The organism is Limosilactobacillus sp. (genome assembly GCF_022482365.1).
Classification (GTDB): Bacteria; Bacillota; Bacilli; order Lactobacillales; family Lactobacillaceae; genus Limosilactobacillus.
Genome location: NZ_JAKVPE010000001.1, coordinates 1,726,197 through 1,747,384 on the forward strand (window position 1 = coordinate 1,726,197; position 21,188 = coordinate 1,747,384).

Here is a 21,188-nt window from a genome sequence, read left to right on the forward strand (position 1 = left end):
TCCTTGATAATCCACAACATCTCCCCACTTCGTTCACAATTAATCTGCTTGACATTCACATCTTTCTAGTATGATCAATGAAATTTGGATAAGGAGCAGAACGCCTATGAGCAAAAAAAAGAAATGGATCCTTGGGGCAGTCGTCGCGATCCTGCTCGTGATCGGGGGCACGATGCTGGCACAGCGCAAGTCGCTGGGGATTATTTCCGACCGGCAAATCGCCAAAAACATCGACAGTCGGGTGATCAGGGAGAACCCGACGACCAGCGCAACGAAGAAGTACGCCAAAATCGTCAGGACAACCAAGCGGACCCTGAACAACGCCTACGTGAAGGTTAATCCCTACAAGACCTCGCCGCTGACGGCACTGGTAATTTTCAAGACTGACAAGGCGGCCCACGTCACCTACACCGTGGTGGGGAAGACGAGTGAGACGTCGATCACTAACAGCGTCAAGGGCTACAGCAAGACCCACCAGGTGCCGATCGTGGGATTGTACGCCGACTACGCCAACCAGGTGCGGATTAAGGTGAAGTACAAGGACGGAACGACGGAGACCAGGACGCTGACGATTCAGACCGGCAAATTGCCAAAGGAACTGCAGAGCACGAAGATCACTATTTCCAAGAGTGACAAGTCGAAGATGTCCGTCGGCAAAAACGACTTGACCTACATCAACAAGACTTCGCAGGATCCGTTCGCGGTCGACAGCGATGGCCAGATTCGTTGGTACTCAACGCTTTGGAGCCGCCACACCTTCGTTCAGCTGAAGAACGGTCACCTGCTGATCCAGAACAAGGAGAGCGGCAAGACCGCCTACAACATTCTGAACGAAACCGACTACCTCGGTCGCATTTACCGGCGCTACAAACTGAGCGATAAGTTGGGCCGTAGCTCGGAGGAGAAGGTGATCACCGCCGTTCACCACGATGCCGTCGAACTGCCGAACGGTAACTTCCTGGTAACCATTTCCGGTGGGGACAAGTATGTCGAGGACGTCATCGCGGAGATCAACCGGAAGACCGGGAAGGTTGAAAAGGTGATCGACATGAAGAAGATCCTGCCGGCAAGCATGTACCGTAATTACAAGAGCACCAGCTCCAGCAGCGGCAAGATCGACTGGCTGCACATGAACTCGCTCTACTACGATACCAAGACCGGTAACCTCTTGATGTCAGCGCGGAACCAGGACATCATCCTCTCGATGAATTACAAGACGAAGAAGATTAACTGGATCTACTCTGGCAAGAAGAAGAGCTCCTGGCCACTCAAGTACCGCAGCAAGGTCCTGACGCCAACGAAGGGCACGACCATCACTGGGGGCCAGCACTACCTGTCGCTACTGAGCGAAAAGAATGGCAAGCTGAAGATTCTGCTGTATGATAACAACATCGACGTCACGAACGGTGACAAGCAGACCTCCGGGAAGTACTCCCAGGCCGTCGAGTACGTCATCAATACCAAGAAGAAGACGATCAAGCAGACTTGGTCCTACGGCAAGAGCCTCGGGAAGGCCAACTTTACCCGGGTGATCGGCTCGGCCCAGCGCTTGAGCAATGGCAACACCCTGATTGACTTCGGCTACAAGAACGACGGAAGCGAAAGCAACATCATTGAGGTCAATAAGGCCGGTCAGCAGGTCTGGAACCTGACGATCAGCTCCTCGAAGGCGGCCAAGACCTACGTCTATCGGGCGCTGCGGGTTCAATTTACCCCAAGCAACTTTGTCTTTGACGCTACTAAATAAATAGAAAAAATCTGAGGTGGAGCTTGTTCATCTCAGATTTTTTGCTTTATCGGGTTGATTCTGCTGGCCAGAGCGTGCTGAGTTCCTGCAGAACCGGGCGCAGCTGTGCGCGGCGGCTCTTGAGGTAGGAGACGTAGAAGGTCATCGTGGCCGCGGCGTCCGTGATTGGAATGCGGACCCGGTCGTTATCGGGACGCTTGGGCTGGTGGGTCTCCCAGTCGGTGACGTTGGTGCTGAAGTAAGGGAAGTTGGAATACTTGGTGATTTCGGTCATCGCGTCCCGCTGCGCCTGGTAGAGAAACTTGGCGTCGGGGATGTTGTCCTGGATGATTTGCTTCCAGGGGCCAATGTCGCTGAGGACGACGAAGCTCAATCCCCGCAGCTCTTTGAAGGTTACCCGTTGCTTATTAGCGAGGTACATGAACTGGTCGAGGTTGACCATCAGGTGTTCTTTGCCAATGAAAAGCGACTCGATCTGGTCATTTTGGATTTCCTGGTCGCTGAAGATGAGGGAGTACTGGTGATCCAGCAGGGCGGAATTAACGTCCTGGCGCAGGACAAAGTGGCGGTCGACCGCGACGTTGAAGTCCTGCTTTAGGTGTTCGGCGATCGGCAGCGGCCCCGGGGCAATGGTGCCGATTTTGATGGTCTGCTGGGTTTGGTCGAAATTGCGAATCTGGGTGACAAAATCCTGGTTGGCTGCTAGGAGCTTTTTGGCCTGTTGGGCCGCCAACTGGCCGGTTTTGGTCAGGGTGATCTTGTTAGGCTGGCGGTCAAAGAGGGTGACACCCAATTCCTCCTCCAGTTTTTGCATCCCCCGGGTGACGGTCGGCTGGGTGACCATTAATTTTTCGGCGGTTTTTGCCAGCGTCTGGGTCTTGCTGAAGACGACGAGCTCTTCTAATAGGTAGTTATCGATCATTTGCTCCACCTCACAATACTTACTTCAGTATACACCATGCGTATGCTCGGGACTGGGTCGGCGTTCCACAGACGGAACCAAAGTCCAACCAGCTGTTCTGGAAGAACGTTGGCCTGCGCGGCGGGATCGCATCCGTAACAAAGCCGGACAAGGAAATCTTGCTCCAGGCGGTTCTGGACGGCAAGATCAACCCCGGGAAGGTCTTCACGAAGAGCTTCAAGCTGGATGATGTTCAGGACGCCTACGCGGCCATGGACAAGCGGGAAGCAATAAAATATGGGAGTAAAAGGGAACTGCCTATCCGGGTGGTTCCCTTACTGTTTATTAACTTTGATAGAGCGAAAATGGGTTTTTAAGCCCATCAATACCAAAGCGATTTGTGAGCGTAATGTAGTACCCGTTTTGGAGTAACCCTACTATTAGCTCGTTAATTTCATTTAGCTGGAGTGAGGTATTGCAAATGCTGCTGAGAAGGATCTCGATGATGGAATTGAAAGCACAATTAAGGAGCTGTTTTTCATCTTCTGATTGAGAAACGGCATTTTTATCGATACAGACACGCAGAAGAAAATCACGAAGACTTTTAAGATAGTTTTCCGCGAAGAATGGATCGCGGCGTTCCAGCACTAAAAGGCGAATGTAGTCCTTGGTTATTTCTTCGCTATAACATTCATAGAGAATCCGGTTGAAGTCAGCAAGCTCTGGCTCCTTTTCGCTGATTTGGTGGCATTTGTGTTCAAGAGCGAGATTAAGCTCTGCTTCGATCTTTTCAAGAACAGCGTAGACATCATGAAAGTGATTGTAAAAAGTGCCGCGACCAATGCCACACAGATCGGCAAGCTCTTTAACAGTTATTCGATTGATCGGTTTTTCTTGGTATAGTTCCCAAAAAGAAGACAGGATCTTGCTATCGGTTTCTTTTCTGGCATTTGTATAGATTCCCATTTTAAAATTATCCTCCTGTTTTAAAATTTGAACACTAAGATCAAGATTGCTCATTGAATACTTAAGATGCGCCCGATATCATGAACAACATACGAAGGTCATAGCTAAATTATGAAGATAAATTAAACGCTGTGTCAATATTTTAATCAGGAGGAATTGCAACAATGGATCAAAATATGATGGTGAATCCCCAAAAAGATTTGGCATATAAAAAAGATTTTCAGGCAAATTCATGGTTTGCCATTGGTCACTTCGAGGTGGATGGACAGTTACTTAATTGGCTGTACCACATTATCATCACTAAAATGGGGCCCTTGGCAATCGTGGACTCCAACTTCTCTGTTTATAATGAAACAACAGGCGAATATCATTATAGCGATCAGTTGTTTAGCAAAATGCGCTGCAACTTCAAGGAGTTTGCCACCCCGAATGGGCAGGGCTTTTCGATTAAATGCCCGATGGGTGAAATTTCTGGAAATCCAGAAGAAATTCATGTAGAGGCAATGATGAAAAATGGTCGGGTCAATTGCGATCTGAAGCGTACTAGGGAGTATCTCTATAATGCCGGTACGGGAAGCTTTATGACATTCCTTGGCGGTCGGGTTCAACAGTTTTCCATGGCACATATGGATTCTACTGGCAGCCTTACGATTGGCAGGAAAAAATATCCGATTTCAGGTGATTCGTGGTTTGATCGGCAGTGGCAATTTTCGAAAAAAGAGCGGAAAACAATGAACATGCATAGTGATTGGAGATGGGTGTGGATGGATCTAAACCTCGACAACGGAGACACCATCAGCCTATGGGATATGCACGATTTGAAAAATAAAACAACCAAAACGTGGGGAACGATACTGCATGCTGATGACAGTCAAGAAGTTGTGGAAATTGATCCGATTGAAAAAGAAGCAGGCAATTACTGGAAAAGCTCTGTATCGAAAAATAAGTATCCAACAAGCTTTATTGTAAAGATACCGTCGAAGCAAGCAGTCCTTAAGGTTACCACGGATGTCCAGGATCAGGAAATTGTTAGCAAAATGCCACTATTTACAAAGTACGAATCCGGAAGTAAAATTGCGGGAACCTATGAGGGAAAGGACGTTACCGGGTATACTTATGTGGAGTTGCTTGGAAAGTGGCAATGATAGCACTATGGAAGTGAAGAAGCTGAATTAGAGCTTTGAACCCAAACACGCAAACAGGACCAGCAAGCATTTCGCTTGCTGGTCCTGTTGCACTTAATTCAGTTCTTGATAAATGTCACTCAACGGCTGCCGAACCTTGGGCTTGATTGGCTGATCGCGGTAGCCAAAGCTGACGAGGACCGAAACCCGCCACTTGGTCGGGTCCATGAAGCCCTTGCTTGCCAGGTAGTCGTTCATCTGGGCGTAGTTGAAGCCCTCAATCGGGCAAGAGTCGATATCGAGCTCCGCGGCTGCCGTCATCATGTTAGCCATGGCAATGTAGGTTTGCTTGCTGGTCCAATCAAAGCGGGCCCGATCGCTATCCAGCTTGAGGTCGCGCTCCTGGAAATTCTTGAAGTGCTGGGATGGGGCCGAAGTTGGTGAATAGTGCTTGCCCTTGATGTTCTCCACCAGGTCCTTCACGTAGTCGCTGTCGTAGGTCACGTCCGTCCGGGCCAGGATGATCAAAATCTTGTCCGCCCCGTTCAGGCTGTTGACCGCGCCCCAGGCAAAGGGTCGGATGTCGTCCCGGATCTGCTGGTTGTTGATTAACAGGAAGCGCCAGGGCTCGTAGCCAAAGGAACTCGGGGACAGGCGGCCCGCCTCAAGGATCGTCTGCCAATCCGCCTCACTGATGTGCTTGGTCGGATCATACTTCTTGGTGGCGTAGCGACGATTGGCCGTTGCCACGATCTGTTGCCGAATTGCTTCCTTATCCATACTGGTTCCCCTCCTAATTTACGTGCTGGCGGTTGCGGTAGTCCTTGACCTCCCGAAAACGGGCCAGCTCTTCTTTCTGACCGCTTTCCTCCAGATGGCGTTCGTACTGCTTGGCCAGGTCGGGCACGACCTCGCTGCTTCCCGGAACCAGGTGAATTTTCTCCGTCCCGGCGTCCACGGCGGTTTGGTAGTACCATTCCTTGAACTTGAGGTAGGACAGCGTGTCGAGCAGGTCGTTAATCTGGGTTCGCAGCTCCCGCTCATGGTCTGCTAAGAGCTGGGCCCGCGCTTCCAGGGTTGAGTCGCCGACCATCCGCATGCTGACGAACTTGGCAATGTCGCTTACTGACACACCTGCGTTCTTCAGGCAGATAATTGTCCGCATCAGGTGAACGTCATTTTCCGTGAAAATCCGCCGACCGCTGCTGCTCTTCTTCACGAACGGCAACAGGCCCTGTTTGTCGTAGTAGCGAATTGTGTCAATTGTCAGGCCAAGCATGGTTGCGACCTGGCCAATGCTGTAATTGTTAGCCATTGTTCTTCCTTTTTAGTCGTCTGTTGATAATGAAATGTCCTTGTGACTTTCGATTTCCTTAACCAGGCCCTGCAGGTTTTCCAGGCCACCGTTGTAGGCGAATTCGCCCAGTGGCAGGTGGGCCGGCGTGTCCGGACTTTCGACGGCATCAATAATTGCCTTGGCAATCAGCTTCGGGTCGCCAGGAGACTTGGTGACGCCCTCGTCCATCGTTTCGACCATCTGCTGGTAACCGGCGTAGTCAGCGATTTGTGGCACCTGCTTTTGCGAGGAAGCGCCAGACCAGTTCGTCCGGGCGCCGCTTGGTTCTACCGCCAGCACCTTGATGCCCAGCGGGGCCAGCTCCTTGCGCAGCGTGTCGGAATAGCCTTCGACCGCGTACTTGGTGGCCGAGTAGAAGCCCATCGTCGGCAGGGTCGTCAGTGCCAGGGCCGAGGAAATATTGACGATCGTCCCGGACTTGTGCTGACGGAATTGTGGCAGGAATGCCTTGGTCACCTCGGCCAGGCCGAAGACGTTGACCTCAAACATGTAGCGGACTGCCGCCATGTCGCTCTCCTCAATCGTTGAGAAATAGCCCAGGCCGGCGTTGTTGACCAGCACGTCGATCTGCTTGCTGAAGGCCAATGCCTCGCGGGCCGCGCTCTTGATCTCTTCCGGCTTGGAAACGTCGACCAGGACCTTCTTGATCTGACCGTGGTTGTACTGGTCGAGGTAGTCAAGGTCGCTCTTCTTCCGGGCGGTGGCGATCAGCTGCACGTCATCCTTCTGTGCCAATTGTAATGCAAGTTCCTTACCGAAGCCACTTGAAGTTCCGGTTACCATCCATGTCTTTGTCATTTTCATCAACCTCCTAGTAGTTTTCCTTTGCAGCCTTTACCAAACCATCGAGCCAAGCCTGGTGCCCGTTGAGCATCGGGTTGGGCTTCTGAACTGCCAAGTCGGCGGCGGACTTGCCGATTTGAGATTCCTGAGTCAGCAGGCGGACCCGCTTGCCCGGCAGCTGTTCGATCAAGAAGGCGTGGTAGACGTCAATTGAGGAATCCTCATCGCCGTCGTTCCAACCGTGCCATGCCAGGCGAGCCGTGGGGTCATCCGCGCTTGGTGCCACCAGCTCCATCACCTGGGCGTCGATTGGAAAGCCAAAGGTGTCGAAGTGGAAGCGTTCCGCATAGTGCAGCAGGCTGTTTTCGCCGTTGGTCAGCTCAATGTTGGCGGCGTTGTCGTAGTAGCGCTCCCACTTGGACGTGTCGACCAGGTAGCGCCAGATGTCGGCAGTCGTCAGGTCGCTGGCGATCACCTCGTTGGAAACAAAGTTATCGGTTGTCCCGGGTAAGAACCGGGTGGGAAATTGAATTGATTGCATTGTAAATTGCCCCTTTCAAATTGATTTATCTTTGACGTTGGTCACAGCTTATTACCTGGAGCCGACTCCAGGTCAAGGGCAAATTTCAACTTTTTTGAAAAAGTCTGTCTGCTGTTCGCATAGTGAACAAAGAACCGCGATGATGGTCAATTCGCAGTTTAGATGTTAACTTGAACTTATATAGGAAGGTGGGGGTGAGCACGATCGATTGGCAAAAGGACTCAAAGCAATTGCAAACGGCGGTTAAGCTGGCGGCCCAGGGCAAAACAAGCTTGGCACGTCAGCAATTGGCAAAGCTGCTGGCCGGCGGTTCAATGAAGGCTGGCCGGTACCTGGCCGTGCTGGATTTGGAAATCGCGGCCAAGCGGGGCGACATCACGGCCAAGATCGCCTTGGCCAATCTCTATGAGCTCGGTTCGATCGTCGACCGGGACCTGAGCCGGGCGGTGGCCCTTTACTGCTCCGCACTGGAAGACAACCACCGGGACACGGCCGGCTTCATGCTGGCCGCGGGGGCCGACCTCGGCTTGGGCCGGATCGCCTTCTTTAACCACGACTTTACCCACGCCCGGGTCCATTTTGAAAGAGCGGCTGCGACGGGGCGGCCGGAAATCAAGGACATGGCGACCGCCTACCTGACTTTAATGAGGAAAGGAAATGATGAAAAATGAAGTTAACCTCAATGAGCGATACCTACACATTAAATAACGGCGTGCAGATTCCGGTGATTGGCTTCGGTACTTGGCAGACGCCGGACGGGGACGTTGCCAAGGCCGCGGTGAAGGCGGCCATCCAGGCGGGCTACCGCCACATCGATACCGCGGTGGCGTATGGCAATGAGCAGAGCGTCGGCGCGGGAATAAAGGAGAGCGGCATTGACCGGCACCAGTTGTTCATCACGAGCAAGCTCTTTAATGACGCCCACAGCTACGACGCGGCCGCCCAGTCGATTGATCGCAGCCTGCAGAATCTACAGACCGACTACCTGGACCTGTACCTGATCCACTGGCCTAACCCGGTCGCGATCCGCGATCACTGGCAAGAGGGGAACGCGGCGGCCTGGCGGGCAATGGAGGATGCCGTGCGGGCCGGCAAGCTGCGGGCGATCGGCGTTTCCAATTTCCGGCGGCAGCACCTGGATGCTCTGTTGAAGACGGCGACGATCAAGCCGGCGGTCAATCAGATCATGCTCAACCCGAGCGATCTACAGCCGGCAGTGACAAAAACGAACGCGGAACTAGGACTCTTGAGTGAGGCTTACAGCCCGTTGGGAACGGGTGGCCTGCTGGGCAACGCGACGGTTAAACAGGTGGCCGCGGAGACCGGCAAGTCCCCGGCCCAGGTGTTGATTCGCTGGTCGCTCCAGCACGGTTTCCTCCCGTTGCCCAAGTCCATTCACCCGCAGTACATCCAGGCCAATACCGACGTGTTTGACTTTGAACTGACGGTGGCACAGATGACCGCCTTGGATGCGCTGCACGGGGTCAGCGGCTTGGCGCTGGACCCGGACCAAGCTCAATTTTAATTACAGGTGGATGAAGCACTCGCTGTTGTGGCGGGTGCTTTTTTGAATTTGGCGAAAAGAAGGCCCGATAAATCTGCGGATTCACGCAATAGTTGCGTAAATTTGTGGATTTATCGGGTCTTAAAAGTGGAAAAGGTGATTTTGACCAGTTCATCCTTTTTTGTGGGCGGCACTTTATTGTTCTGCATACAAGACCAATATTCGCTATTTTTGTTCTGTATACAAGACCATTTTTCGACTTTTTTGGTCTTGTATGTAGAACAAAAGTTAAGGGCTACTTTGCAAATTGAGGTAGCCGGCTGCGATGTTAATTTACTTGCACACTCTCACCATTTATTTTATTTGTGTGAAAGTAATTTCGGTAGATTATAGAATGAAGTTAGCCACCCAGTTGGTGGTAAATAAAAAACGCCATTCGGCGTGACATCAGGTATCATATTAAGTGAACCAAACCTATATGAAAGGATGTCCGTCAAATGACGCACTTAAATGATACCATGTCTACTATTTTATTGACTACTCATAAAAAGAATGCTCATCTTACTAAAGAAGAACGTGTGATGATTGCGACTTTAAAGTCGCAAGGACTTTCCAATCGCGCAATTGGTCGCCAATTAGGAGTTAATCATCAAACAATTAATAACGAGCTCAACCGTGGTACGGTCCGCCAACTTCGTCGTCAAAAATCTAATGGTAAGATTTACGAATATTCTTACTACATCTATAGTTATGAAGCTGGTCAGGCCACATATCTTGAACATCACCGCCATTCTGGTCGTCGTCGCTTATATTATTCTTCAAAGCAATTTTTACGATTAGCTGATCAGCTAATGCTTGGTGAGTTTGACGACCACCATTACTCCCCACAAGCGGTTATTTATAAGGCTCGAGATTTAATGAATGATGGCACCCTGATCCCAAAGTCGGTTGTAACTTTATATCAATGGATTAATGAGGGTGTGCTTCGTACGTCCAATTTAGACCTCTTTGAAAAACCTAAACGTAAGCATCATCAAACTCATCCGCAAGCTAAAAGGTGCTTAGGGCCTAATATTGCTCAACGACCTCAAACTGCGGACCAACGGTCCGAAATTGGCCATTGGGAACTGGATACAGTTCAGGGACAGAAAAACGGTAATGACAGTGTTGTACTAGTAATGACTGATCGCCTTTCACGAGTTAATATCACGAGTAAAATTGCTGGTAAAACTGCGCATGCAGTAAATCAGTTCTTTATAAATTTGCGCCAGAAAATGGGCACAGATGCTTACTATCGCATTTTTAAGACAATAACCTCTGACAACGGTTCAGAATTTAGTGAGTTAACACAAGTTCACGATCATGTTTTCTATGCTGATCCGTATTCCCCTTGGGAACGTGGATCCAATGAGATCAATAACCGGTTTCTCCGCAAGGAGATTACCAAAGGTGAAGCTATAAATAACTATAGTAGTGCTCAGATCATAGCGACTAATGATTGGATGAATCACTATCCACGAGCTATGTTTAATGGACATTCGTCAATGGATATCTATCGTAAGGCCTTCTACCAAGAGATATCACAGCTCCATCAACCAATAATCAATTGGTCAGTATTATTTATTTGAGTCCAGTGGCTAACTTATTCTTGAAATTTAGGGTGAAAGTAATTTCATATTCATGCTCTGATAACGGTGTAAATTCAAATGCCTATCAACTAAAAGAAGATTAGTGAGTTGGCAAGGGCTCACTAATCTTCTTTTTTTATTGCTCTGTCGCAAAATTCTACTTTAGGTAGTCAATAATCAGATCAACCACTTGCCGGTGCTTTTTGCCATAGACCAAGCCAAAGGGCGCGCTGAAGTCCCAGTCGACGGTCTGTGCCTTCAGCATGGGGTGGGCGGTTTGCCAATCTTCGGCAGAACAGAGGAGCCAGTTATTCTCGACGCAGGCATTCAGGACGGGGATATCAAAGCCGTGAATGTCTTTAATCTTAATCGCGGGGTCCTTTTCCAAGAGATCCCGCACCTGGTCAAAACACGCAAATTCCCCGCGCGGCGAGAGGGCGATCGTCTGGCCCTTCAAATCTGCCATGGTGAGCCGATCCTTTTTGCTCAAGGGGTTCTGCACCGGCACGGAAATCCTTAGCGGCGTGACGTCCAGCTCGGTCGCTGCCAGGTTGAAAGCCTTCAATAGATTCAAGTCATAGACTGACGAAACGAGGTCGAATTCTTTGTTGATCCCGGCCAGAAACTCGTTAAAACTGCCCAGTGCGCAGGAACAGGGGATGAATTGAAACGAGATGTTCGGGTGCTTTTGGCTAAGCTCCAGCCATAAATTATTGGTTCCTACTCCCGTGGCGAGCGGGCCCACCCCGATTTTGACGACCTGCTTTTCTTCCGCGAGGTTTTGGGCATGGCTGATCGACTGGGTATAGGCGGCCACGAGCTTTTTGACGTCCTGATAAAAGGACTTGCCGGCTGTGGTTAGCGAAACCCCGCTGTGGGTCCGGTCGAAGAGGGTGACGTGAATGTTTTTCTCTAGGGCATTGATCTGTTTAATAACGGCCGGCGCGGAAATGAAAAGCTGACTGGCGGCCTTGTTAAAGCTTTTATTTTCGGCCACCGCGATGAAAGTTGTTAGTTGATCGTTCATTGATATCACCCTTTTAACCTTTAGTTATTAGCTAATAACATTTTAGTACTTCCGCTTCCCCCGCGCATGAACTATCATACTTACAGAAAGTAAGAAAGATATCAAAACAGAACGGAGGATTGGAAATGGAATTTATTGATACTGTAAATAATCGTCACTCAGTTCGTGACTTCAAGTCACAGCCAGTTGCCAAAGAAGATCTTGAAAAAATTGTTGAAACTGCCGGGAAGGCACCCTCATGGGCGAACGTCCAGCCATGGAAGGTTGTGATTGCGACCGGGGAAAGCCTCGAGAAGATTCGGGCTTACCATGAATCAGGGCGGATGGAGCATTCTGAATTTCCAGCCCTCCACCGTGGCAGTATGGGGAAGCGGGGACAAGCAAACCTGAGGACCTGGTCCAGTGGGATCCGTCGTTTCCTAGGGGCTGATGGTGACGCCATGTACCGCGACTCGGAGAAGCTCTTCAATGCGCCCGCAGTTGCCTACCTGCTGCTGCCACGCAACATCAACCCGTGGACAACCTATGACCTGGGGGCCTTTGGCCAGACCCTGATGCTGGCTGCTAAGGACTTGGGGATCGACTCGCTGCCGGCCGAGGAATTTGTCTTCAACCCGACTTACCTGCATCAGGTCTTAGGGGTTAGTGATGACTATGTTTTCGCCGTCGGAATCGGTCTTGGCTACCCGAAGGACGCGAAGATTAACCAATTCCGTTCAGAACGGATGAGTTTGGATCAGTTTTTGACAATCAAGGATTAATTGAGGAAAGAGGGATCTTATTATGAAGAACGTTTTAGTAATCGGTGCTAACAGTCGGATCGCTCAGTGGGCTGACAAGATGCTTTTGGATAATCAAGATGTCAATTTAACCATGTTCGTGCGGAACAAGGCCAAGCTGGCTCCAGAACTGGCAGATAAGAACGTGATTGTCGGGGATGCGACCAACAGTGCCGACCTCGAAGCAGCACTTCAGGGCCAAGACATTGTTTATGCAAGCTTAGCCGGCAACGTTGTCGATGAGGCGCAAAAGCTGGTGACGGCAATGGATAAGCTGGGCGTCAAGCGCTTGATCTGGACTTCTTCCTTGGGAATTTACGACGAAGTTCCCGGTAAGTTTGGCGAGCTGAACACGCGGGCATTGCCGGGTTATCTGCAAACCTACCGTCAGGCGGCGGATGTTGTTAGTGGCAGTGACCTGGACTACACCATTATTCGGCCGGCCTGGCTGACCGACAACGATGAGGTGGATTATGAAACCACCAGCTACAACCACGGTGAAGCATTCAAGGGGACCGAGATTTCCCGGAAGAGCATCGCTGCCTACGTGGTTAGCCTGGTCAATGACCCAACAAAGGACGTTCGCGACTCAATCGGGGTGGACAAGCCCGGTTCCGATGGCGATCGTCCGCGCCGTGAAGTCATGGAGGCAAACGGCTTTGATCCGGAGATGTAAGAAAAATCGAATATATCCCTCAAGGGCTTCATCCGCACGATTGATGTGCGGATGAAGCCCTGTTTAGTCAGTTGTCTTCGGCCCAGGTGACCTTTGCGGTGAAAGAATAGTATCTGGTGGACAAAAAAACCCTAGCACCCAAGCTAGAGCTTTTTTCTATCCGTATGGTTAAATTAGTCCACGTCGCCGGTGTCGCCGATCACTTCGGCCAGGTGGCGGGGATCATCATAGCCGTAGCCCGTGATCCAGACCTTGGTAGTTAAAAAGAGATCCTTGCGTTTAACGCCGAGTTCGGCTTCGGCCTTTTTGATCCCCTGGCCGACCTCTTCTTCATTGAAATAGGCCTGGGCGGTGTCGATAAGACGGTAGCCGTTTTTGATTGCCTTAAAGACCAGGTCGGCGGTTTGTTCCTTACTGAGTTGGAAAACACCGTAGCCGACCAGCGGCATCTTGACGCCATTGTTCAGGGTAACAGTCTCCATCTGATTACTTCCTTTCGATTAAATCATTCAGTTCCTTTTGCAAGCTCGCGTTCTGGCTGTCCATGACTTTGATTAATAGTTGCTGCTCGCTTGCGGAAAGACGATTGAAAACCTGGTTGTCGGCCTTCAGCACCGGTGCAACCCACTGCCGGACGAATACATGTCCGGCATCCGTCAGCTTGACCAGCTCCCTCGTTGGTGCGGGGAGTTAGTCAGCTCGACCAAGTTGCGGCGGACGAGCCGATTAACCGCGGAGTTGACCGTTTGGCGAGGATAACAGTGTTCGTCGGCGAAGGCGCTCTGCATCAGCGGCTGCTGGGTCTGACAAATTGAATACAGAATCCAAAATCCCATTTCAGAGATGCCAGCATTGGTGGCCACTTGCCGATAGATGTTTTCCCGGGTGGCAAAGAGGTGGTTGTAGTTTTGCAGTTCTGACATCTTATTCTCCTTAATCCGATATCGGATTTACTTTAGTAAAACAAGCGGGTGAGAAAACGGCAAGTAAATCTGGATCTAAGGCAAGACTATTCAGCAAGCAAAGTGATCGGGAGAAATAAATTAATTTTCTAAACAGAACAATGGAATATTGGGTGCAAGAAGAGTATATTAGACCATAATTAGAAAACAATTATAAGATGTGGAGATTTTCATAATGAGCGAGAAGTTAAAAGTTGGTGTAATTGGTGCTACGGGGATGGTCGGGCAGCGTTTCGTTACGCTGCTGGCCAACCACCCCTGGTTTGAAGTGACGGTCGTTGCTGCCAGCAAGCACAGCGCGGGTAAAACCTATGAGGAAGCCGTCAAGGATCGCTGGAAGATGGGCGCAACGCCGATCCCGGAGGCCGTCAAGAACCTGACGATTTTGGATGCCGAGGACGTCGATCAAGTTGCCTCCCAGGTTGACTTCGTCTTTTCCGCCGTCCACATGGACAAGGATGCCATCCGCAAGCTGGAGGACGAGTACGCTAAGCATGAGACGCCGGTCGTTTCTAACAACAGTGCCCACCGCTGGACGCCAGATGTGCCGATGGTGGTTCCTGAAATTAACCCGGACCACACGGATGTCATTAAGTACCAGCGCGCTCGCCTCGGCACGCAGCGGGGCTTTGTCGCCGTCAAGCCAAATTGTTCGATTCAGAGCTACACGCCAGCCATTGCCGCTTGGCAGCAGTTCGAACCAACCCAGGTTCTGGCATGTACCTACCAGGCAATCTCTGGAGCCGGCAAGACACTGGAGGGCGCCCCGGAAATCCAAGGCAACGTGATCCCGTACATTCCGGGTGAGGAAAAGAAGTCCGAGGACGAACCGTTGAAGATCTTCGGTCACGTTGACCCAGAACAAAAGGCAATCGTGACGGCCGAGTCTCCGGTGATCACCAGTCAGTGCCTGCGGGTGCCGGTCCTGTACGGGCACACGGTCGCAGCCTTCATTAACTTCAAGCAGAAGCCGACGAAGGAAGACCTGATCAAGGCACTGGAGGACTACTCCGGTGAACCACAAAAGCTTGACCTGCCGAGTGCACCTAAGCAGTTTATCCAGTACCTCGACGACGATTTCCGTCCTCAGGTCCGCTACGACGTGAACTTTGAGCACGGGATGGGCATTTCCATCGGGCGGCTCCGTCCCGACAAGCTGTTTGATTGGAAGTTTGTCGGCCTGTCCCACAATACCGCGCGGGGAGCAGCCGGTGGGGCCATCGAATTTGCCGAACTGTTGAAGGCTCAGGGATACATCCAAGCGAAGTAATAGGTAGGAAGCCAGCGGTGCATGGGAGTGCGCTTTGCTGGCTTTTTGCATGCTGGTAACGTTGGTGGGAGCTTAAGGGAAAATTAAATAGCCATTTTTGGAAAAAAAGACTATAATGACAGTATAGAAAGAAGGCATAATCATGGAAATTGATGAAGATGCTCTTAAGAACTTCCAGAACTCGAAGTTTAACTTTGTTGACGCAGATGGCAACGATGTTGACTACAGCAACTTGTCTGAAGACGGCACGTACACGTTACGGGACGGCGACGCAATTGTTGAAGACAACATGAAGGCCGAGAATGTTGTTAACACGATTAACAACGAGTATGGCAAGACTGTGAATGTCTGATTTAATGCCATATATGCTAACTTCTATGGATCTTCCCGAACATCCAAGCAGGGAAGATCTTTTTCTATACTTTGACTAAATTTTCCCTTGTAAAAAGCCGGGAAAACGATTATAGTATTTAACTGTTGTGTTTTTACTGTGAAAACACGATAATCACTGTCATTAATCAAAACCACTTCACAATGTTGTGGTAGTCAATTCTTGAAAGCTAGTTTTGATGACTACATGAAAAAACAATCATTAAAGCCAACCTTGACGATGAGAATAGACGTGATTACAATAGATGGTGCTGCCTTAAGAGAAGCATTAATCAATTTTGAAAAAGTGAAATTGGTTATTGACTTCTGATGGCGGAATTGATATTATGAATAAGCTGACTTCTTCGGCAAGACCAATTACTTGCTTGATGATTAATCAAAAAAGTTCTTGACTTACTGATAAGTTAGATGATATAATATTAACGCTGATTAGCTACTTGCCAATCAGCGCGGTAGACCTTTGAAAACTGAACAAAGTTTCGACAAATCAAATGTGTAGGGTCTTCAATTACTTCGGTGATTTGAAGCAAAACATTTGCGAAGTCAATTCGCTTAATAACTTTTAATTTGAGAGCTATCTCAAATTCTTATATTTTATATGAGAGTTTGATCCTGGCTCAGGATGAACGCCGGCGGTGTGCCTAATACATGCAAGTCGAGCGCACTGGCCCAACTGATCTGACGTGCTTGCACAGAAGTGACGATGGATTACCAGTGAGCGGCGGACGGGTGAGTAACACGTGGGCAACCTGCCCTGAAGCGGGGGATAACATTTGGAAACAGGTGCTAATACCGCATAACAACGAAAACCACATGGTTTTCGTTTCAAAGATGGTTTCGGCTATCACTTCAGGATGGGCCCGCGGTGCATTAGCTTGTTGGTAGGGTAACGGCCTACCAAGGCAATGATGCATAGCCGAGTTGAGAGACTGATCGGCCACAATGGAACTGAGACACGGTCCATACTCCTACGGGAGGCAGCAGTAGGGAATCTTCCACAATGGGCGCAAGCCTGATGGAGCGACACCGCGTGAGTGAAGAAGGGTTTCGGCTCGTAAAGCTCTGTTGTTGAAGAAGAACGTGCGTGAGAGTAACTGTTCACGCAGTGACGGTATTCAACCAGAAAGTCACGGCTAACTACGTGCCAGCAGCCGCGGTAATACGTAGGTGGCAAGCGTTATCCGGATTTATTGGGCGTAAAGCGAGCGCAGGCGGTTGCTTAAGTCTGATGTGAAAGCCTTCGGCTTAACCGAAGAAGTGCATCGGAAACTGAGCGACTTGAGTGCAGAAGAGGACAGTGGAACTCCATGTGTAGCGGTGGAATGCGTAGATATATGGAAGAACACCAGTGGCGAAGGCGGCTGTCTGGTCTGCAACTGACGCTGAGGCTCGAAAGCATGGGTAGCGAACAGGATTAGATACCCTGGTAGTCCATGCCGTAAACGATGAGTGCTAGGTGTTGGAGGGTTTCCGCCCTTCAGTGCCGCAGCTAACGCATTAAGCACTCCGCCTGGGGAGTACGACCGCAAGGTTGAAACTCAAAGGAATTGACGGGGGCCCGCACAAGCGGTGGAGCATGTGGTTTAATTCGAAGCTACGCGAAGAACCTTACCAGGTCTTGACATCTTGCGCTAACCTAAGAGATTAGGCGTTCCCTTCGGGGACGCAATGACAGGTGGTGCATGGTCGTCGTCAGCTCGTGTCGTGAGATGTTGGGTTAAGTCCCGCAACGAGCGCAACCCTTGTTACTAGTTGCCAGCATTCAGTTGGGCACTCTAGTGAGACTGCCGGTGACAAACCGGAGGAAGGTGGGGACGACGTCAGATCATCATGCCCCTTATGACCTGGGCTACACACGTGCTACAATGGTCGGTACAACGAGTCGCTAACCCGCGAGGACAAGCTAATCTCTTAAAGCCGATCTCAGTTCGGACTGTAGGCTGCAACTCGCCTACACGAAGTCGGAATCGCTAGTAATCGCGGATCAGCATGCCGCGGTGAATACGTTCCCGGGCCTTGTACACACCGCCCGTCACACCATGGAAGTTTGTAACGCCCAAAGTCGGTGGCCTAACCATTTTGGAGGGAGCCGCCTAAGGCGGGATAGATGACTGGGGTGAAGTCGTAACAAGGTAGCCGTAGGAGAACCTGCGGCTGGATCACCTCCTTTCTAAGGAATAAAACGGAACCTGCACATTAGTTGAAACTTTGTTTAGTTTTGAGGGGTTTACCCTCAGAGTTTGTACTTTGAAAACTAAATAATATCTATTTTCTTATTTATTAACTTAAAACAATAAACCGAGAACACCGCGTTATTTGAGTTTTATTAACGAAATAATCGCTAACTCAATTAATCAAGGTGATCACTTCGTGATCATCAAGGTTAAGTTATGAAGGGCGCATGGTGAATGCCTTGGTACTAGGAGCCGATGAAGGACGGGACAAACACCGATATGCTTCGGGGAGTGGTAAGTACACTTTGATCCGGAGATTTCCGAATGGGGAAACCCAAGCACCTTAGTCGGTGCTTGCTTGACCAGTGAATCTATAGCTGGCAAGCGGTAAACGCAGTGAACTGAAACATCTCAGTAGCTGCAGGAAGAGAAAGAAAATTCGATTCCCTGAGTAGCGGCGAGCGAAAGGGGAAGAGCCCAAACCAGTGAGCTTGCTCACTGGGGTTGTAGGACTGAACATTTGAGTTACCAAAGTGCGACGTAGTCGAAACAGTTGGGAAGCTGTGCCAGAGATGGTGAGAGCCCAGTAGACGAAACGTCACACCCTCAGTTCAGGATCCTGAGTACGGCGGGACACGTGAAACCCCGTCGGAAGCTGCGAGGACCATCTCGCAAGGCTAAATACTACCTAGTGACCGATAGTGAACCAGTACCGTGAGGGAAAGGTGAAAAGCACCCCGGAAGGGGAGTGAAATAGTTCCTGAAACCATGTGCCTACAAGCTGTCGGAGCCCGTTAATGGGTGACGGCGTGCCTCTTGCAGAATGAACCGGCGAGTTATGATTGCATGCAAGGTTAAGGTGGAAAAACCGGAGCCGCAGCGAAAGCGAGTCTTAAATGGGCGTATGAAGTATGTAGTTATAGACCCGAAACCAGGTGACCTACCCATGTCCAGGTTGAAGGTGCGGTAAAGCGCACTGGAGGACCGAACCCGTGTCAGTTGAAAATGGCTGGGATGAGGTGTGGGTAGCGGTGAAATTCCAAACGAACTTGGAGATAGCTGGTTCTCTCCGAAATCTCTTTAGGGGGAGCCTTGAGGTAAGAATCGTGGAGGTAGAGCTACTGTTTGGACAAGGGGCCCGTCATGGGTTACCAACTTCAGATAAACTCCGAATGCCATTGATTTATCCTCAGGAGTCAGACGATGAGTGATAAGATCCACCGTCGAAAGGGGAACAGCCCAGATCACCAGTTAAGGTCCCTAAATATATGCTAAGTGGAAAAGGATGTGGAGTTGCATAGACAACTAGGATGTTGGCTCAGAAGCAGCCATCATTTAAAGAGTGCGTAATAGCTCACTAGTCGAGTGATCCTGCGCCGAAAATGTACCGGGGCTAAGCATATTACCGAAACTGTGGATGTGCACTATGTGCACGTGGTAGGAGAGCGTTCTAAGGGCGGCGAAGTCAGACCGTGAGGACTGGTGGAGCGCTTAGAAGTGAGAATGCCGGTATGAGTAGCGAAAGACAGGTGAGAATCCTGTCCACCGAATGACTAAGGTTTCCTGGGGAAGGCTCGTCCTCCCAGGGTAAGTCGGGACCTAAGCCGAGGCCGAAAGGCGTAAGCGATGGATAACAGGTTGAGATTCCTGTACCAGTTAACTGCGTTTGAGCAATGGAGGGACGCAGGAGGCTAAGCGATCCGCACGATTGGAAGAGTGCGGTCAAGCAGTAAGTCAGGAGTTGAGTCAAATGCTTAACTTCGGGTTGACAAGCTGTGATGAGGAGTGAACTTTTAGTAACGAAGTCGCTGATGTCACACTGCCGAGAAAAGCTTCTAGCAAGTAGTTAACTGCCCGTACCGCAAACCGACACAGGTAGTCGAGGAGAGAATCCTAAGGTGAGCGAGAGAACTCTCGTTAAGGAACTCGGCAAAATGACCCCGTAACTTCGGAAGAAGGGGTGCTGGCCGCAAGGCCAGCCGCAGTGAATAGGCCCAGGCGACTGTTTATCAAAAACACAGGTTTCTGCAAAATCGTAAGATGAAGTATAGGGGCTGACGCCTGCCCGGTGCTGGAAGGTTAAAAGGAAGGGTTAGCTTCGGCGAAGCTCTGAATTGAAGCCCCAGTAAACGGCGGCCGTAACTATAACGGTCCTAAGGTAGCGAAATTCCTTGTCGGGTAAGTTCCGACCCGCACGAAAGGCGTAACGATCTGGGCACTGTCTCAACGAGAGACTCGGTGAAATTGAAATCCCTGTGAAGATGCAGGGTACCCGCGACAGGACGGAAAGACCCCATGGAGCTTTACTGTAGCTTGATATTGAGTGTTTGTACTGCTTGTACAGGATAGGTAGGAGCCGTAGAAAGCGGAACGCTAGTTTCGCTGGAGGCGTTGGTGGGATACTACCCTTGCATTATGACCACTCTAACCCGCAGCACTGAACGTGCTGGGAGACAGTGTCAGGTGGGCAGTTTGACTGGGGCGGTCGCCTCCCAAAAGGTAACGGAGGCGCCCAAAGGTTCGCTCAGAATGGTTGGAAATCATTCGTAGAGTGTAAAGGCACAAGCGAGCTTGACTGCGAGACAGACAGGTCGAGCAGGGACGAAAGTCGGGCTTAGTGATCCGGTGGTTCCGCATGGAAGGGCCATCGCTCAACGGATAAAAGCTACCCTGGGGATAACAGGCTTATCTCCCCCAAGAGTCCACATCGACGGGGAGGTTTGGCACCTCGATGTCGGCTCATCGCATCCTGGGGCTGTAGTCGGTCCCAAGGGTTGGGCTGTTCGCCCATTAAAGCGGTACGCGAGCTGGGTTCAGAACGTCGTGAGACAGTTCGGTCCCTATCCGTCGCGGGCGTAGGAAATTTGAGAGGACCTGTCCTTAGTACGAGAGGACCGGGATGGACATACCGCTGGTGTACCAGTTGTTCCGCCAGGAGCATCGCTGGGTAGCTATGTATGGACGAGATAAACGCTGAAAGCATCTAAGTGTGAAACTCGCCTCGAGATGAGATTTCCCATTCCCTTCGGGGAAGTAAGACCCCACAAAGATGATGTGGTAGATAGGATGGAAGTGGAAGTGCAGTGATGCATGGAGCGGACCATTACTAATCGGTCGAGGACTTAACCAAGAAGAGCGGTTAGGTTTATTGAAGGGAATAGATATTGTTTAGTTTTGAGAGCATAAGCTCTCACCCGAGAGGGTAGTGTGGTGATGATGGCTTGAAGGATACACCTGTTCCCATGCCGAACACAGCAGTTAAGCTTCAATACGCCGAAAGTAGTTGGGGGATCGCTCCCTGCGAGGATAGGACGTTGCCACGCTAAAGGGCCTCATGAGTCTGCATTTCCAGTGCAGGC

The 21,188-nt window shown here is 50.4% G+C and carries 18 protein-coding genes, 3 rRNA genes and 1 pseudogene; 13 read left to right on the forward strand and 9 right to left on the reverse strand.

Annotated elements, in window-relative coordinates:
- The first annotated feature begins 106 nt into the window (after positions 1 to 106).
- Positions 107 to 1,747, forward strand: a complete 1,641-nt coding sequence (locus tag LKE23_RS08115; RefSeq protein WP_291976842.1) for an aryl-sulfate sulfotransferase — start codon at positions 107 to 109, stop codon at positions 1,745 to 1,747.
- A gap of 46 nt (positions 1,748 to 1,793) precedes the next feature.
- Here LKE23_RS08115 and LKE23_RS08120 read toward each other — a convergent pair whose 3' ends face one another.
- Positions 1,794 to 2,669: a LysR family transcriptional regulator gene (locus LKE23_RS08120; RefSeq protein ID WP_291976844.1), complete on the reverse strand. Its 876-nt coding sequence runs from the start codon at positions 2,667 to 2,669 to the stop codon at positions 1,794 to 1,796.
- 56 nt (positions 2,670 to 2,725) lie between these two features.
- On the opposite strand from LKE23_RS08120, the pseudogene LKE23_RS08125 reads away from it, so the two are divergent.
- Positions 2,726 to 3,025, forward strand: a pseudogene (locus tag LKE23_RS08125) (hypothetical protein); the annotation flags it as partial.
- On the opposite strand, the gene LKE23_RS08130 reads toward LKE23_RS08125, so the two are convergent.
- On the reverse strand, positions 2,994 to 3,614 hold the full coding sequence (locus tag LKE23_RS08130) for a TetR/AcrR family transcriptional regulator (RefSeq protein WP_291976845.1): 621 nt from the start codon (positions 3,612 to 3,614) through the stop codon (positions 2,994 to 2,996). The pseudogene LKE23_RS08125 and the gene LKE23_RS08130 overlap by 32 nt on opposite strands.
- Before the next feature lie 164 nt (positions 3,615 to 3,778).
- Between LKE23_RS08130 and LKE23_RS08135 the strand changes: the two genes are divergently transcribed.
- Complete coding sequence (locus LKE23_RS08135) at positions 3,779 to 4,759, forward strand: lipocalin family protein (protein WP_291976846.1); 981 nt, start codon at positions 3,779 to 3,781, stop codon at positions 4,757 to 4,759.
- Positions 4,760 to 4,852: 93 nt separating this feature from the next.
- Here the strand turns inward: LKE23_RS08135 and LKE23_RS08140 are convergent, their stop codons facing one another.
- Genes LKE23_RS08140 through LKE23_RS08155 form a run of 4 tightly spaced genes read right to left on the reverse strand, consistent with a single transcriptional unit; the run spans position 4,853 to position 7,419 of the window.
- Positions 4,853 to 5,518: an NAD(P)H-dependent oxidoreductase gene (locus tag LKE23_RS08140; RefSeq protein WP_291976847.1), complete on the reverse strand. Its 666-nt coding sequence runs from the start codon at positions 5,516 to 5,518 to the stop codon at positions 4,853 to 4,855.
- Positions 5,519 to 5,531: 13 nt separating this feature from the next.
- A complete protein-coding gene (locus tag LKE23_RS08145; protein WP_291976848.1) occupies positions 5,532 to 6,053 on the reverse strand; it encodes a MerR family transcriptional regulator in 522 nt (173 codons plus the stop codon).
- Positions 6,054 to 6,065: 12 nt separating this feature from the next.
- Positions 6,066 to 6,893 carry an SDR family oxidoreductase gene (locus LKE23_RS08150; RefSeq protein ID WP_291976849.1) on the reverse strand — a complete coding sequence of 276 codons (828 nt, stop codon included), beginning with the start codon at positions 6,891 to 6,893 and terminating at the stop codon, positions 6,066 to 6,068.
- A 13-nt stretch (positions 6,894 to 6,906) separates the two neighbouring features.
- Positions 6,907 to 7,419: an SRPBCC domain-containing protein gene (locus LKE23_RS08155; protein WP_291976850.1), complete on the reverse strand. Its 513-nt coding sequence runs from the start codon at positions 7,417 to 7,419 to the stop codon at positions 6,907 to 6,909.
- 194 nt (positions 7,420 to 7,613) lie between these two features.
- Between LKE23_RS08155 and LKE23_RS08160 the strand changes: the two genes are divergently transcribed.
- The 3 genes from LKE23_RS08160 to LKE23_RS08170 all read left to right on the forward strand — a co-directional run bounded on the left by LKE23_RS08160 (position 7,614) and on the right by LKE23_RS08170 (position 10,551).
- Positions 7,614 to 8,090 (forward strand): hypothetical protein, encoded by a 477-nt coding sequence (locus LKE23_RS08160; protein WP_291976851.1) that lies wholly within the window; start codon positions 7,614 to 7,616, stop codon positions 8,088 to 8,090.
- A complete protein-coding gene (locus LKE23_RS08165) occupies positions 8,087 to 8,944 on the forward strand; it encodes an aldo/keto reductase (protein ID WP_291976852.1) in 858 nt (285 codons plus the stop codon). Before LKE23_RS08160 ends, LKE23_RS08165 begins: the two co-directional genes overlap by 4 nt.
- 476 nt (positions 8,945 to 9,420) lie before the next feature.
- Positions 9,421 to 10,551, forward strand: a complete 1,131-nt coding sequence (locus LKE23_RS08170; RefSeq protein ID WP_291976173.1) for an IS30 family transposase — start codon at positions 9,421 to 9,423, stop codon at positions 10,549 to 10,551.
- A gap of 157 nt (positions 10,552 to 10,708) precedes the next feature.
- Here LKE23_RS08170 and LKE23_RS08175 read toward each other — a convergent pair whose 3' ends face one another.
- Positions 10,709 to 11,578, reverse strand: a complete 870-nt coding sequence (locus tag LKE23_RS08175; protein ID WP_291976853.1) for a LysR family transcriptional regulator — start codon at positions 11,576 to 11,578, stop codon at positions 10,709 to 10,711.
- A gap of 125 nt (positions 11,579 to 11,703) precedes the next feature.
- Between LKE23_RS08175 and LKE23_RS08180 the strand changes: the two genes are divergently transcribed.
- Entirely contained in the window at positions 11,704 to 12,339 is a 636-nt protein-coding gene (locus LKE23_RS08180) for a nitroreductase (RefSeq protein WP_291976854.1), read from the forward strand.
- A 22-nt stretch (positions 12,340 to 12,361) separates the two neighbouring features.
- Positions 12,362 to 13,033 (forward strand): NAD(P)H-binding protein, encoded by a 672-nt coding sequence (locus LKE23_RS08185; protein WP_291976855.1) that lies wholly within the window; start codon positions 12,362 to 12,364, stop codon positions 13,031 to 13,033.
- Between the two features lie 173 nt (positions 13,034 to 13,206).
- On the opposite strand, the gene LKE23_RS08190 is transcribed toward LKE23_RS08185, so the two are convergent.
- Positions 13,207 to 13,515 carry an aldo/keto reductase gene (locus tag LKE23_RS08190; RefSeq protein ID WP_291976856.1) on the reverse strand — a complete coding sequence of 103 codons (309 nt, stop codon included), beginning with the start codon at positions 13,513 to 13,515 and terminating at the stop codon, positions 13,207 to 13,209.
- A gap of 174 nt (positions 13,516 to 13,689) precedes the next feature.
- Positions 13,690 to 13,956 (reverse strand): MarR family transcriptional regulator, encoded by a 267-nt coding sequence (locus LKE23_RS08195; RefSeq protein ID WP_291976858.1) that lies wholly within the window; start codon positions 13,954 to 13,956, stop codon positions 13,690 to 13,692.
- Between the two features lie 214 nt (positions 13,957 to 14,170).
- Here LKE23_RS08195 and asd point away from each other — a divergent pair, with 214 nt between their 5' ends.
- From asd to rrf, 5 genes are all read left to right on the forward strand, one after another.
- Positions 14,171 to 15,265, forward strand: a complete 1,095-nt coding sequence (asd, locus tag LKE23_RS08200; protein WP_291976859.1) for an aspartate-semialdehyde dehydrogenase — start codon at positions 14,171 to 14,173, stop codon at positions 15,263 to 15,265.
- A gap of 142 nt (positions 15,266 to 15,407) precedes the next feature.
- Positions 15,408 to 15,617 carry a hypothetical protein gene (locus LKE23_RS08205; protein ID WP_267202572.1) on the forward strand — a complete coding sequence of 70 codons (210 nt, stop codon included), beginning with the start codon at positions 15,408 to 15,410 and terminating at the stop codon, positions 15,615 to 15,617.
- A gap of 632 nt (positions 15,618 to 16,249) precedes the next feature.
- Positions 16,250 to 17,825 (forward strand): 16S ribosomal RNA (locus tag LKE23_RS08210).
- Between the two features lie 211 nt (positions 17,826 to 18,036).
- Positions 18,037 to 20,959: ribosomal RNA gene (locus LKE23_RS08215) — 23S ribosomal RNA — on the forward strand.
- A 76-nt stretch (positions 20,960 to 21,035) separates the two neighbouring features.
- Positions 21,036 to 21,152: ribosomal RNA gene (rrf, locus tag LKE23_RS08220) — 5S ribosomal RNA — on the forward strand.
- Together the 16S, 23S and 5S rRNA genes form the textbook arrangement of a ribosomal RNA operon.
- Positions 21,153 to 21,188: the final 36 nt, after the last annotated feature.